Annotated in this window: 7 protein-coding genes; 2 read left to right on the top strand and 5 right to left on the bottom strand. The window is 41.1% G+C overall.

Annotated features, from left to right (window positions below; genetic code table 11):
* Positions 1-286: 286 nt before the first annotated feature.
* Entirely contained in the window at positions 287-7,837 is a 7,551-nt protein-coding gene (locus PQO05_RS18545) for a T9SS type B sorting domain-containing protein (RefSeq protein ID WP_273628933.1), read from the top strand.
* Between the two features lie 15 nt (positions 7,838-7,852).
* A complete protein-coding gene (locus PQO05_RS18540; RefSeq protein ID WP_273628932.1) occupies positions 7,853-8,764 on the top strand; it encodes a PorP/SprF family type IX secretion system membrane protein in 912 nt (303 codons plus the stop codon).
* A 23-nt stretch (positions 8,765-8,787) separates the two neighbouring features.
* Here the strand turns inward: PQO05_RS18540 and PQO05_RS18535 are convergent, their stop codons facing one another.
* The 5 genes from PQO05_RS18535 to PQO05_RS18515 all read right to left on the bottom strand — a co-directional run bounded on the left by PQO05_RS18535 (position 8,788) and on the right by PQO05_RS18515 (position 15,846).
* The gene (locus PQO05_RS18535) at positions 8,788-9,513 is read right to left on the bottom strand and encodes a LytR/AlgR family response regulator transcription factor (RefSeq protein WP_273628931.1); all 726 of its coding nucleotides are present in this window, start codon (positions 9,511-9,513) and stop codon (positions 8,788-8,790) included.
* A gap of 681 nt (positions 9,514-10,194) precedes the next feature.
* The gene (locus PQO05_RS18530) at positions 10,195-11,352 is read right to left on the bottom strand and encodes a sacsin N-terminal ATP-binding-like domain-containing protein (RefSeq protein WP_273628930.1); all 1,158 of its coding nucleotides are present in this window, start codon (positions 11,350-11,352) and stop codon (positions 10,195-10,197) included.
* Between the two features lie 423 nt (positions 11,353-11,775).
* Positions 11,776-12,816, bottom strand: a complete 1,041-nt coding sequence (locus tag PQO05_RS18525; protein WP_273628929.1) for an NAD(P)-dependent alcohol dehydrogenase — start codon at positions 12,814-12,816, stop codon at positions 11,776-11,778.
* An 83-nt stretch (positions 12,817-12,899) separates the two neighbouring features.
* The gene (locus PQO05_RS18520; protein WP_273628927.1) at positions 12,900-13,799 is read right to left on the bottom strand and encodes a helix-turn-helix domain-containing protein; all 900 of its coding nucleotides are present in this window, start codon (positions 13,797-13,799) and stop codon (positions 12,900-12,902) included.
* Between the two features lie 40 nt (positions 13,800-13,839).
* The gene (locus PQO05_RS18515; RefSeq protein WP_273628926.1) at positions 13,840-15,846 is read right to left on the bottom strand and encodes an acyltransferase family protein; all 2,007 of its coding nucleotides are present in this window, start codon (positions 15,844-15,846) and stop codon (positions 13,840-13,842) included.
* Between the last annotated feature and the right edge of the window lie 60 nt (positions 15,847-15,906).

Below are 15,906 nucleotides of genomic sequence, written 5' to 3'. Positions count from 1 at the left end.
AAGAAATTGATATAAGTAATTTTTTCAGTAATATTCGCCGTTAAATGACCCCATTTTACCGTTAAAAGACCCATTTTGAAAAAGTTTCATTGTATCAATATTGTTACAAATGTAATATCTTGCTGCTCAGTAGATTTTAACTAATGTGATTATATTTGGGGTATGGCACAACGCTCTGGTTTTGCTTGTTATAATATGTTTATTGTGGTATATTTCCATGTCATCAAATAAAGATGAGTAAGCACATAAACAATTCGTTACCTGAACATATTGCAAAGCTTTCTAAATGAAAAAACTTTTACTTCTAATTCTTATCACTTTAGGGTACGCCAGTTATACGGCGGCAATTGCAGGTAGATATAATCCGCCGCCTGCTACATTTCCCACAACAATAACTGGGCCGGTGGCAGATGGGGGTAATGTTACTTCTTCGCCAATTGCAATTACAATAGCATTAGACAAAACTGCATCACCAGCACTTAAACTCTCAGACTTTGCAATACCTACAGCAAATGGAACTTTATCAGGATTAACGGAAAAAGTCACGCTAACTTATTTAAATCAATTTGGAACGATAGGGTCAGGTAATGGCAATTTAAACCAGCCCAATGATCTTGCAGTAGATGCCGCCGGCAATACTTATGTTACCGATGGTAATAACCTTACCGCTAATAGTGGCAATAACCGTGTTGAAATTTTTGATAAAAATGGTGCTTATGTGGGGCAGTTTGGATCTTTTGGTGTTAGTAATGAGCAGTTTAATCAACCTTATGGTATTGCAGTTAGTACGAGTGGAGTTATTTATGTGGCGGACGCAGGTAATAATCGTGTACAGGTATTTAGCAGTCCGGGTATTTATTTAACCTCTATTGGCACTAGTGGTACAATTGCTACGGGTCAGTTAAACAAACCACAGGGTATTTATTTAGACGAGGGGCATCATGAGCTATATGTTGCCGATGCCGGAAATAACAGGGTCGCTGTATTTGATACTAATTTGGGCACACTTTCAAGACAATATGGTAGTAGTGGTAGTGCATCGGGGCAATTTGCTGGTCCTTCGGGTGTAGTAGTTACAGGTGGGGTTATTTATGTAACAGATTCTGGTAATAGAAGAATTGTAAAATTTGATATGGCCGGTAATCCTCTTGGCACAATAGGTGTGCCTGGTACTGGCAACGGAGAGTTTTTATCACCGGCGGGTATAACAACAGATGGAATAGGAAAAATTTATGTTGTTGACAAAAGTACCACATCGCGGGTGGAGATATTTGATATCGCTACTGATGGATTTTTAGGAATAGGAGGATCGACAGGTGTAGGTGATGGGAACCTTAGATTTCCGTCTGGAATTACAGCCGATAAAAATGGGAATATTTATGTAGCAGACCGGAATAATAATAGGGTAGAAACATTTACAGCTAAAGAACAATATACTGTAAACTTGGTACCTACAGGTAATGGGCCTGAGTTGATAACTATAAATTTAGCTTCAGTAGTAAAGGATATTAGCGGAGAATTTAATGCACTAGCTACCTATAGTGTAAATTATACTGCCACACCAGCAAGCCCAACTAATTTGGTTGCAACTTCGCTCGATGGTAGTTATCGATTAGATTGGGAGGATGCCAACAGCATTAGCGATAATATAAACGGTTACAATATATATGAAGGCTCATCAAGCACTAATTTAACCATTCTTACAAGTGTTGACGCAAATACCACAACATATCAGTCTGAAATATCAGTGACCAACGGTACTCCCTTGTATTTTTATATAAAAGCAGCTACAACAAATAAAGAAAGCAGCCCTTCTAATGTTGTGATGGTAATACCGAAAGGTAACCCAACTATAACAGCAGGTACTATACCTAATAAAAAATATAATGATGCTTCGTTTGACATCCAACCACTTTTACATCCGTCATCAGCATCTGCCGGAGCATTTACCTATTCATTAGATCCATCGAGCGTTGGTGCTACACTTACTGCTCCAAGTACTATAAACATAGTAGGAGTGGGGCATGTAGATATTATTATTTCACAAGCTGCAACTACCACATATAACGCCGCTACACTTCATGTTGGTTTTGATATAGACAAAGATACGCCACAGATCAACTGGTCACCAGCAACAACACTGACTTATGGAACTGAATTAGGAGCTGGATATTTTAGTGCAACTGCGACGAAAGCGGGCACGACTACGCCGGCTCTTGCGGGTAGTACAGCAATAACATATAGCTATAATAATTCTCCGATAGACGAGCATACGATTTTACCCGTTGGAAACGATGACCTGATCGCGACGTATGTACCGTCCTCACCAGATGATGCGAACTATAGCGGCACGGGCAAAACGGTAACAGTGCATGTGGGCCAGGCTTCACCATTGATCAACTGGGCTTTATCAGGCACATATCCTGCCAAGACAGCTATCAGTACGCTGGAAACGGCGACGGTTACGGGTATAGGTGGTGTAACGCTAAATGGAAACAAGGTCTACAGTCCATCAGGCGGGCAGTTACATTATACGGGATCTGCTCAGGACCTGACAGTAACTTATACGCCATCTTCACCGGATGACGTGAGTTATACCGGGGGTAGTAAAACGATATCGGTTACGGTAACACAACTTGACCCGTCGCTGAACTGGGCAGACCAGGGTCATATTGCGTACGGTACTGGATTACCGGCAGGGATATTCGATGCATCGGTATTAACAGCAGGTTTAACCGGGCATTTCACTTATACAGAAAGTGCCGGTACCGTATTAAGCAAAGGTGTGCATACGTTACACGCACACTTTGTACCTGATGATACAGACTATGCGCCAAAAGACATAACGACCCAGATCACGGTAGATGCGGCTATCCCTCAGATCGTATGGACAGACCCGCTGGCCCCGATCACTTATGGCACGGCGTTAAGCAATGTCCAGTTGAATGCAACGACAGTTGGTAATGTGAGTGGCAACATGAGCTACAGCCAGCTGCTGGGCACGGTATTACCTGTAGGGAGCGGCGAGGTGATCACGGCGACATTTACGGCCAGTGACCCGAACTATGACCCAACACCTGTTGTGTTCACCTCACATATTGATGTAAACCGGGCAACGCCACAGATCAACTGGACCCCATCGACGACACTGACTTATGGGGTAGAGTTGGGGTTGGCATACTTTAATGCAACGGCTACGAAAGCAGGTACGGTAACACCTGCCCTGCAAGGCACAATAACATATAGCTATAATAATTCTCCGATAGACGAGCATACGATTTTACCCGTTGGAAACGATGACCTGATCGCGACGTATGTACCGTCCTCACCAGATGATGCGAACTATAGCGGCACGGGCAAAACGGTAACAGTGCATGTGGGCCAGGCTTCACCATTGATCAACTGGGCTTTATCAGGCACATATCCTGCCAAGACAGCTATCAGTACGCTGGAAACGGCGACGGTTACGGGTATAGGTGGTGTAACGCTAAATGGAAACAAGGTCTACAGTCCATCAGGCGGGCAGTTACATTATACGGGATCTGCTCAGGACCTGACAGTAACTTATACGCCATCTTCACCGGATGACGTGAGTTATACCGGGGGTAGTAAAACGATATCGGTTACGGTAACACAACTTGACCCGTCGCTGAACTGGGCAGACCAGGGTCATATTGCGTACGGTACTGGATTACCGGCAGGGATATTCGATGCATCGGTATTAACAGCAGGTTTAACCGGGCATTTCACTTATACAGAAAGTGCCGGTACCGTATTAAGCAAAGGTGTGCATACGTTACACGCACATTTTGTACCTGACGATACGGACTATGCGCCAAAAGACATAACGACCCAGATTACGGTAGATGCGGCTATCCCTCAGATCGTATGGACAGACCCGCTGGCCCCGATCACTTATGGTACGGCGTTAAGCAATGTCCAGCTAAATGCAACGACAGTTGGTAATGTGAGTGGCAACATGAGCTACAGCCAGCCGCTGGGCACGGTATTACCTGTAGGGAGCGGCGAGGTGATCACGGCGACGTTTACGGCCAGTGACCCGAACTATGACCCAACACCTGTTGTGTTCACCTCACATATTGATGTAAACCGGGCAACGCCACAGATCAACTGGACCCCATCGACGACACTGACTTATGGGGTAGAGTTGGGGTTGGCATACTTTAATGCAACGGCTACGAAAGCAGGTAGGGTAACACCTGCCCTGCAAGGCACAATAACATATAGCTATAATAATTCTCCGATAGACGAGCATACGATTTTACCCGTTGGAAACGATGACCTGATCGCGACGTATGTACCGTCCTCACCAGATGATGCGAACTATAGCGGCACGGGCAAAACGGTAACAGTGCATGTGGGCCAGGCTTCACCATTGATCAACTGGGCTTTATCAGGCACATATCCTGCCAAGACAGCTATCAGTACGCTGGAAACGGCGACGGTTACGGGTATAGGTGGTGTAACGCTAAATGGAAACAAGGTCTACAGTCCATCAGGCGGGCAGTTACATTATACGGGATCTGCTCAGGACCTGACAGTAACTTATACGCCATCTTCACCGGATGACGTGAGTTATACCGGGGGTAGTAAAACGATATCGGTTACGGTAACACAACTTGACCCGTCGCTGAACTGGGCAGACCAGGGTCATATTGCGTACGGTACTGGATTACCGGCAGGGATATTCGATGCATCGGTATTAACAGCAGGTTTAACCGGGCATTTCACTTATACAGAAAGTGCCGGTACCGTATTAAGCAAAGGTGTGCATACGTTACACGCACACTTTGTACCTGATGATACAGACTATGCGCCAAAAGACATAACGACCCAGATCACGGTAGATGCGGCTATCCCTCAGATCGTATGGACAGACCCGCTGGCCCCGATCACTTATGGCACGGCGTTAAGCAATGTCCAGTTGAATGCAACGACAGTTGGTAATGTGAGTGGCAACATGAGCTACAGCCAGCTGCTGGGCACGGTATTACCTGTAGGGAGCGGCGAGGTGATCACGGCGACATTTACGGCCAGTGACCCGAACTATGACCCAACACCTGTTGTGTTCACCTCACATATTACCGTGGGCCAAGTTACCCCTGCTATTACATGGAACCCACTGCCTATGACGGTAGGTACTGCATTAACAATGGATCAATTAAATGCCAGTACTGTTACGACAACAGGAACTTTTACCTTCAATCCGCCCTTGGGTACAATTATGAATACACAGGGGAATCAAACACTAGCAGCTAAGTTTACGCCAACAGATGCAGTTAATTATAAAACTGTAAATGTATTAGCAACAGTAACTGTTAACCCTGTAAATATATCAGCAATTAATCCACAAATTAACTGGGCTGATCCTGCGCCTATTAGTTATGGTACAGTACTTGGCAGGACTCAACTTAACGCAACTGCTACGGTGCCAAACACTACAACACCAGTAATAGGCGTATTTAGCTACACGCCTGATGCTACAAGTAGTGTATTACCAGTGGGCACTCATACAATCACAGCTTACTTTACTCCAACAAATACTGCCCTTTACAATCAGGTCAGTAAAACAGTTTCTATTACAGTAACTCCGGTAACACCCGTAATTATTTGGACTAAACCTGTAGCTATATCTGTAGGTACAGTATTAAGTAACGCACAGTTGAATGCACAAATCACTAACTCTATAGATGGTACGTTTGTTTACACACCTGCAATAGGTAGTGTGATGAATACAGTTGGGACCGGCCAGCCATTATCGGTTGTGTTTCATCCAACAGATACCCGTAATTATACCGATAATATTACGGCTAATACAACTATTGACGTATACGCTGTTGACATAACTAAGATAACCCCGGTAATTAACTGGAATAGACCTGCTGATATTACCTATGGTACATTAATAAATTCGGTACAACAGAATGCTACCACGGCTGATGCCAGTATCCATGGTACATTTACTTATTCGACAGACGGAACCGTTATTCCTTTAGCAGTAGGAAGCCGTACCTTATCTGTAACATTTACACCAACTGATGGGGCGCATTATAATCCGGCTAATCAATCAGTAACTATTAATGTAAAACCTGCACAGCCTGTAATTAGCTGGACAGCCCCGGGGCCTATTACTTATGGCACGGCATTAAGCGCTAACCAACTTAATGCTACAGCCAATGTTGATGGTACATTTGTTTACTCACCTAATTTTGGCGAAGTGTTAAATGTGGGTACGCAAACGTTATTAGCCACTTTTACTCCGGGTAGTAATAATTATCAGGTTGCAGGTAAAACAGTTAGCATAACTGTTAACAAGGCTAACCCTGTAATAGCCTGGGCAACCCCATCAAATATTGCTCAGGGTGTGGCGTTAAGCGCAACACAACTTAATGCAACGGCCAATGTACCGGGTACATTTGTTTATACCCCGGCAATTGGAGATGTGCTTAATGCAGGTGCAAATCAAACCTTGTCGGTAACATTTACACCTACAGATGCCAGCAATTACAATTCAGTTACCAAAACTGTACAGATAGGCGTGGGCAAACTTACACCGGTACTTACCTGGACTAACCCTACAGCTATTACTTATGGTACAGCATTGGGCGATCAGCAATTGTATGCTTCTACCACCGTGCCAGGTACGTTTACCTATTCGCCTGCTGCGGGTACTGTATTGCATGCAGGATCCAACCAAACCCTGGCGGTAACATTTACCCCAACTGATGCTGTAAATTATATAACAGTAACTAAAAATGTAGCTATTACCGTTAGTAAGGCAGCATTGAATGTTTCTACTAACGATGTATCTCGCCCTTATAATCAGCCTAATCCTGATTTTACAATCAACTATTCGGGCTTTGTAAATGGCGATACGCAGGCTAATCTTACAACGCAAGCTACTGCAACTACAACGGCCACTACTGCGTCGTTAGTTGGTATTTATCCAATTACGGTTAACGGGGCCGTATCTAACGATTATACCTTCAGGTATGTAAATGCAACGCTTACTGTTACTACTATTGGCCGTAACCTTACGTTTAACCAATTACCGGTTAAAACGTATGGCGACCCTGATTTTGATGCCGGTGCAACAGCCACCAGCGGTGAGCCTATTATATATACCAGCAGCAATACTGCCGTGGCAACTATAGTGAATGGCCAGATACACATTGTGGGTGCCGGTTATGTAACTATTACAGCATCGCTGCCTGTAAACCCTGATTATAATACTACACCATCCATCAGTCAGTTTATGGTTGTAAACAAGGCTGCGCAAACTATTGATTTTGCCAATATCCCTGTACAGCTTCGCGGCACTACTTATGATCTGAGCAATATTAAATCGAGCTCGGGCCTGCCGGTAACCTTTACCACCAACGATCCAGTGATTGCATCGATAAATGGATTAACAGTTAGCTCGCTTCGGGTAGGTATTACTGGTATTGTTGCCAACCAGGCTGGAGACGCTAATTATTATGCGGCTAATACTGTAGTGCGAAACCTTGAGGTGAAAGATCTTAACCGAGAGGTAATTGTACATCCTGCGGTATCACCTAACGGCGACGGGATAAATGATGTGTTATACATTGAAGGTATTAATGAGCATCCTGATAACCGTGTTACTATTATTAACAGAAACGGCGTAAGGGTGTATGAAATTAATGGTTATGACAATACTAATAAGTTTTTTGACGGACGATCTAACTTTACCGGTGCTAAACAACAGGCAGGTACTTATTTCTACCTGGTTGAATACGTAGTAAATGGTGTTGGAAGGCACTTAACAGGATATTTTGTATTGAAGTATGATTAGTATTAAGAGTGAGGCATGATGAAAAATATTACCAAAGCTATATTAATTTGCCTGCTAAGTGTAGGTGTTGGTACTGTGGCCCGGGCCCAGCAGCAATTTACCTATAGCCAGTATATGAATAACCAAACGCCGCTTAATCCGGCATATTCATTATTGGATCAAAACGGGTCATTAAACGCCCTGCTGCGTAAACAGTGGACAGGTATACCAGGCTCGCCCACTACGTTTATTTTTAACGGTAGTATGCCGCTCGAAGCTATTAATGGTTCGGCAGGTGTTGTTGTGATGAACGACCAGTTTGCCGTGGAACACTTAACCGAGATCAATGCCTTTTTTGCCAAGAGTATTAACCTGAGTGAGAAGACGCATTTAGGTGTATCGCTTAATGCAGGTATCCGTAACTATGTGGCCAACTATTCGTCATTAGATGCTAACGACCCGCTATTCCGTGACGATGTTCGCCAGAACAAGCCCAACTTTGGTTTTGGTGTGATGCTTTATTCTGATGAGTACTTTTTAGGTGTGGCAGTTCCTGAACTAACTTTTACTTCATTAGGCACGGCATCTATCCAGGATAATACTTATTTCCGTAACCACTATAACTTCTCGGGCGCTTACCTGATTGATGGCGGGAAAGATCTCAAAGTAAAGCCGGCTTTCCTGGCCACTTATACCAAGGGTATTCCTTTTGTGGCTAACTTTTCGACCACTATGTACCTTAAAAATGTATTTGGCATAGGAGCCGATTATCGTACTAATAATGAAATGGCGGGTATTGTAAGCTTCATGTTTGCTAATTTCCGCCTGGGATACAGCTATCAGTTCGGTACAGCATCAAACAACATTGGCGGGTTCAATAACTCAACCAATGAGATCACATTAACCTACCGCTTCGGTCAGCACCTGGAAGATATTAACCTGTTATAAAATTCGACCCGAAATAGGATATGCTATCGTGAAGTTTTAATAATGTGCTTGTTTACAAGGTCAAAGAAGGCTTCACGATACGTATTACCCAATTGTAAAACACTTTTGTCTGTTAATACCACCTGGTTGCCGTCTATATAATTAATTTTGGTATGATTGATCACGAATGATTTATGAATCCTGAAGAAGGAATTATCAGGTAACCTTGCCTTAATTTCTTTTAGCGTTAAATAGGTATTATACTTTGTGTCTTTGGTGCTTACTATAACATAGTTACTGTTAGATTCTACGTACATAATATCATCAAAGTTAATTTTTACCACTTTCCCTTTGTTTTCACATTTGATAAAGAAGAAATCATCTTTCAATTTTATCTCGGGTTGGTCAGTAACACTTACAAACTGGTTTAATTTATTGATGGCCCTTTGAAAACGGGAGTACGAAACGGGCTTCAATAAATAATCAAAAGCCGAAACTTCAAACGCATCCAACGCGAAGTTGGGAGAGGCTGTAGTGAAGATAACCCTAATGTCCTGTTTTATTAATTTTCTAAACTCAATACCATCCAGGTTAGGCATGTCGATATCCAGGAAAAGCACATCGGGTTTTTGTGAATTCACTTCGTGTAGGCCGGCAACGGGGTTAGTACTGTAGCCCAATAATTGAAGATCTTTTATCGATTCAATATGATCTACTAATACTTCTATCGCATGCAACTCATCATCAACTATATAGCAGCTCAATCTCATATATGTATTTTTTAGTTACGGCTCAAAACCTTTTTCTTGTTGCTTAAACCGAATTTAAAACAATAATCAGGTAAACCATAGCTTAATATTTTACTATTATAATCAAAAATTAACCAGACCCTAAAATGTGAAATGAAAATTAAATTTTATGTTCATCATCACCCCGCGAAAACTGGATTTCGCATCTGGAAAAGTGTATTTGGTGTAAAAATTTTAGCCTGCTGTTCATTCCTGTTTATGTTAGTATAACGAAGCAATGCGGTTTAAAAAAAATGCAGATCTTAAGTTTGCAAAACGCCTAAATCAAGGCAATTAGTTAAGCATAATTTAACCGGTTATGTTGTATCAGAAGCAAAATGTCTGTTTCTGGTATTGATTAATAATTAGCAAAGCTTTAATGTAGCACCTTATTTATATAGTTCTTTATACCAAAACCCTATCATGTAAACTTAAAGGCTCTGATTTATCAGAGCCTTTTTTGTTTGTTGAATACTGGGTTACCGCAGTATAAGTCTTATTAATGTCAGTGTTCATTGGCTAATTTTTAAAATCATAAAATCTTCATTTTTAAATTTTACGTTTGTATAAGTAATGGGTATCATGTACTCATTATTGTGATAAGGTTTAGGTTTGAAGTCCCCAAGCAGCGAGTGCAAGGGGACTTTATTTTTTGTGAAAAAATTAAGCTTTGCCCGCCTTTACCTTGTTTATAACTACCTCTGCTATAGGCATAAATTCGGCTGTAATATATTTGAGTACCGGCAGTGTGCTATCAAACTTGCCGGTAATATATCCCAGTTCATCAAGCATATCAATAGCTGTTTCCATCAGTTGGGCAAGTTCTGTAATTAGTTGTATGTTTTCGGTGCGGTTTTCTTTGATAGCTTCGCGGTTAGGCGAAAGTATAAAGGGCGCGTTTAAGATATAATTTAATCGAGTTTCGTGCATGGTAGGCAAAAAAGACCATGCATGCTTAAAATAATGCTGATATAATTTATCGGCGCTAATGTTATTGTTTTCATCAAGAATAAAAGCGACATTGATAGGCAGAAAATATGCCTTTGATGTATGATCTGTGATTTTTACCTTTTTGCTAAACTTAATAATGGTATCATCATTTAGCTTAACCTTACATACTTTGATGTAAGAGGCTGGTATCATGAGGGTTTCTATCTCTTCAATTTCTTTAGTAAACCGGATAAAAGTTGTGTGGTTAACGATGTCGAAAACAGTAATATTTCTAAGAAATAGCAGCGGGTTTTTAATATCCGATAACCGCGTAAAAATTTCATGATGGGCTTGTTGGGCAGTCTTGTCTGTCTTATCAAACGGAAGCCAAAATGCAGTGGTTTCTTTATCGTATAAAAAGCCATCCTGGAATTTGATCTCGCGGGGTACAATAAACTTTTCTATCTTAAAACAATAAGGCGGATTATAAACGTATGGTGTATTGGTATATTGAAAAACAGATTTAAAACCGATGCCAAATTTGCCTATCTGGTTCTTAATATCATCCTTTTTTGCCGTAAGTGAGAAAGCTGTTATTGCATTAATATGTCCCGGTGGGGTATCGTCTTCACGCTCATAATCGGGGTTAGTAACGGTAAAGTTCACTTTACCATTATGGGTAAACAACACACCGTTGGGTTTCAGTTCGAGCCGTACTTTGGTTGCTTTAGCATCATCGGCATTTTGCAGCAATTCGTAAATAAAATGAGCCGGTTCGTGATAAGTGCCTATAATATGATTAATAAAAGTATTGAGGCCGTTTTCCTTCAGAGTTTCTACTGTATTTAGTCTTTTAGCAGTTAAGGCAGCAAACCAGTTTTTGTCTTCCATATTAAAGTTAAGGGTAATGCATGTAGGTCGCGCTTATGAACTGGCTGCATAAATAATATTTGCAGCATTTTACCAGGGGGACTCCGGCATTTATCAGTTATATAAAAATATTTTCACGGCGGTAACTACTGGATGTAACATGCCGATAGCAGGTTTAGGTTATTACTTTCTGCGTGTACATCTCAATAAATATGCTTAACATTTAGCTTATGGCTATATAACTTACACCAAAAGCTTTTTTTGCTACATGAACTGGCTGTTTAGTATGATAATAAATATCTTTCGATAAAATATTATTAAACTTTTGATTTATAATTTTCCTTATTGTTAATGATATTAAATTATTAAAACAGAATGATTGAAAATAAAAAATCCCGCGTGCTAGTAGGCAAACGGGATTTTCGCTATTAAATGAAATGTTATCTATAATGTAGCCATATCAATTACAAATCTGTATCTCACATCGCCCTTTACCATGCGGTCAAAAGCAGTATGGATATCTTTGATGTCAATCAATTCAATATCCGATACGATATTATGCTCGGCACAAAAGTCAAGCATTTCCTGGGTTTGTGGCAAACCGCCTGCGCCCGAACCTGCAACAACCTTATTACCCGCCAATAATGCAAATGCCGGTAATTCATACGGTTCGGCGGGGGCGCCTACGCAAATATGAACGCCATTTGTTTTTAACAGCGACAGGTACAAATTAAGATCATGTTTGGCAGAAACTGTATCTAATATAAAATCGAATGTGCCTTTTACTGCTGCAACTTGTTCTGCATTTGTTGTTACTACAAAGTGGTGTGCACCTATAGCTTTGGCTGCTTCTCTTTTTGATTCGGACGTGCTTAATACAGTAACTTCAGCACCAAAAGCCAGCCCGAATTTTACGCCCATGTGTCCTAATCCACCCAAGCCTACTACTGCAAGTTTGTGGCCTTTTCCAACCTTCCAGTTACGAAGAGGAGAGTATGTGGTTATGCCGGCGCAAAGTAGTGGCGCTACGGCAGCAAGGTTTAATTTTTCGGAAATATGATGAACAAAATCTTCGTTTACCACAATAAGGTTAGAGTAACCGCCATAAGTGGGCTTGCCATCATGATCTAAGCTATTGTATGTTTGTACGGGGCTAACCAGGCACATCTGTTCTTGCCCGTTATTGCAGTTCTCGCAGCTGCGGCAAGAATCAACCATTACACCAACGCCACCAAGGTCGCCGGTTTTAAATTTCTTAACGTGTGCACCAATTTGAGTTATACGGCCAACAATTTCGTGGCCGGGTATCATTGGGAAAATACCGGGGAACCAGTCATTCTTAATCTGGTGCAAATCTGAGTGGCAAACGCCGCAAAAAGCAATCTCGATTAACACATCATGCGGGCCTACATCCTTGCGTTCAAAATCCCATGGCGCTAAATCAGTTTGGGGGCTTTGAGCTGCATATCCTTTAGCTTGTATCATATTCGTTTAGTTTTTGTTTTAAACAAAAGTAAGAGCAAAGGGCCGCTATAGTGCTAAAGGATTCAAAGTATAAATTATACTTTTCAAAGTGTTTTTCTTAGAGATAGCGGTGTATAGCCAGTATGCTTTTTAAAGAAGTTATTAAAGTACGAAGCATATTCAAAACCGAGGCTAAAGGCAATTTCAGCCACACTCCAATCGGTATGGGTTAATAGTGACCGGGCTTCTGATAAGATTTTCTCGTTAATATGTGTAGTGGTACTTTTTCCGGTAACTTCTTGCACGGCTGCATTGAGATGGTTTACATGTACCGCAAGCCGGCTGGCGTAATCGCCGGCTTTTTTCAGCTTAAGCGCAAAGCGGGGCGAATCAACCGGAAACTGTTTATCGAGTAAACTTAAAAATAATTTGGTGATGCGCGATGCTGCGTTTTGCGGAGTAGCATAAGCGATAGCAGGTTGCATTTTAATAGCCTCGTGAATGATGAGGTTTACCTGGCTGCGCATCAGTTCATATTTGTAAACGTACTCACTGTCAAACTCTTGGCGCATGCGGCTAAAAATGCCATATATGTATTCGATTTGTGAGTTATCTAAAAAGAAGACCGAATCTCCGCCGGCTTTAAATAAGCTCGAGTCCTGTAGGCTTTCCATACGGGTGCCCGAGTGGAGGAACTCCTCGGTAAATACACAAAAAAAGCCGGACCCTTCTTCAATTTGAGCGCCATCAGTAGCTTCCCAGGAATAGGGTACCAGCGGATTGGTAAATACCAATACAGGTTTATCAATCTTAATTCCTCTGTCGGCATATAGCAGCTCACTTGTGCCTTTTGTGATCAAAGAAATCTTATAAAAATCCCGACGGTTATAAGACGACAGGGTGCACTTGCCTTCAAATACGGTAGCCACTTTAAACTGGGTTTGATCTGCTATCGTATTATTAAACTCGAAAGGTTTCTTTTTAATTACTTCCTGCTGCTCCATTTACAAAATTAAGCAATTCAAAGTAAATGCTGGCTTGATATTATTGTCCTGTTTCAGGTTGATGTAAAGATTCGAACATTGGCGTAAACATCGGCTCTAACAAATAAGCTCCCGCTGCCGAGAGGTGATTATAATCGCTGTACAATGATCGGCCATTTTTATAAACCGTCAAAAAATTATGATTCTTCAGGAAATAAGCTGTAGGATCTAAAATATGCACATGTTTATTTTTAGCCAGTTCAGTAAAAACACTGTTTACAAATGATTGCCTTTGTTGATGATCAGCCAGGTTGCGGCCAATTTTAGTAGTATCTTGTTTGTAAATTAATCGTTTGGCAATTTCATTAGGCGCCCAAAATTCATGCTGTGGTACCTGTTCCATTATCCATACATCTACATTAAGATTGGTGAGCAAATTAACCGTATAAGTAAACTTCGATTTAAATACCCGTTTTGAGTCGGTAGTAGAAAATTGTGTAGTTAATGAGTCGGCATAAAGTTTATCCTGCTGGCCTGCACCTTCCATTTTAAGTTCACGCCCTTCGGTATACTGGCTCCATGATGAGGCAAACAGGATGCACTTAATGTTATTTTCTTTAATGTAATTAATAATCTCCTGGTTAGAGCTATAGCAAGGGCTTTGTTTGTACGATTGATCTTTATAAGCGATAAATACATTAAGCGCGCTTGGGCAGCTGTAAAGTGCATATTTATCTTTGTAACGATCTGATAATACTTTCAACACAGGTTGTAGCATGCCTGAGTGACTGTCGCCCCAAACTAATATACCCGGCTTACTTGCGGTATCAGTATCGCATCGGTTGATATACTGCATCTGACGCTTTCTGTAAAATATTCTGGGAGTACACCCGGGTCTTTCTGCTGCTGATGCTAAAAGCTGTGTGATGTTGGGCGAAAACCTGTTAGGAAATCCATTTTTTCTGTTGATCGAATATCCGATAATAAGAAAGAAAAAAGCCCCCGTAAATGCCAGCAGAAAATAGGATGTGAGACTTTTAAAAATCGATTGGTAACGAAATGGGGTTTCGATAAACCTGTAAGAAAGCACAGCAATTAAATAGCTTACAATGAAAATACAGATGGCAACAGGCAAGCTAATATTGCCAAATATGTATATGTAAAATACAATAAGAGGCCAGTGCCATAAGTAAAGTGAGTATGAAATTTTGCCGGTATAATTAATTGGTTGGAGAGATAAAAGCTTGCCTGCCGATGTAATTGAATTGCTATTTGCCAGAATAATAAATGCAGTGCATAATGTTGGGACAATAGCCACCAAGCCATGCATCTGGCTTGTTTTAGATAAAAAAATGATAGAATACAGAATGGCTGCCAAGCCACCCCAACTCAATATTTCCTGTAATGGTTTGTTGGCCAACTTGGTATTAACAAAACTGTAATTAAGTATTGCCCCCAACAGTAATTCCCAGCTTCTGAAGGGTGAAAGAAAAAATACAGCACTTTGATTTTTGTCGTAGTAGTAATAGCTCGCCCCTATGATGAAAATGGCCAGTACGAATAACATTGACCCCGTGTTTCTTTTGAAAAGCTTAAACAGGCCTACAAGCAGCAATGGATAAATGATATAAAACTGTTCCTCAACGCTTAGTGACCAGGTGTGTAGAATAGGTTTAAGTAATGATGGCGTATCGAAATAATCGCTTTTGAAATAAAAGTAGATATTACTGGAGAAAACGGATTGGCTAAGCAGGCTTCGGCTGTAATCTTTAAAATCGGTTGGTAAAAGCAAGATAGCGGCTATAATTGTTACTATTAGCAGCAAAATGTATAATGCTGGTATTATTCTTTTTATCCGCCGGAGATAGAAATTGCCGAAATTGAATTGATTATTATCGAGGTCTTTTTTAATAAGCCCGGTAATAAGATAGCCGGATATTACAAAGAAAATATCCACACCCAGGTACCCGCCGGGAAACAAATTGGCATTAAAATGAAAAAGAATAACAGCCAAAACCGCGATGGCCCGTAAACCATCAATTTCTGGTCTGTACGTAGTAGTACTCATTTTAAATTAATAGGTTTAGTTGGTAGAATTTGTTTGGGCAATATATAAAATTGCTGAGGC

Origin of the sequence: Mucilaginibacter jinjuensis, assembly GCF_028596025.1 — a bacterium.
Classification (GTDB): Bacteria; Bacteroidota; Bacteroidia; order Sphingobacteriales; family Sphingobacteriaceae; genus Mucilaginibacter; species Mucilaginibacter jinjuensis.
Note: the sequence above shows the minus strand (reverse complement) of the source record. Positions and strands in the feature narration are given on the sequence as shown.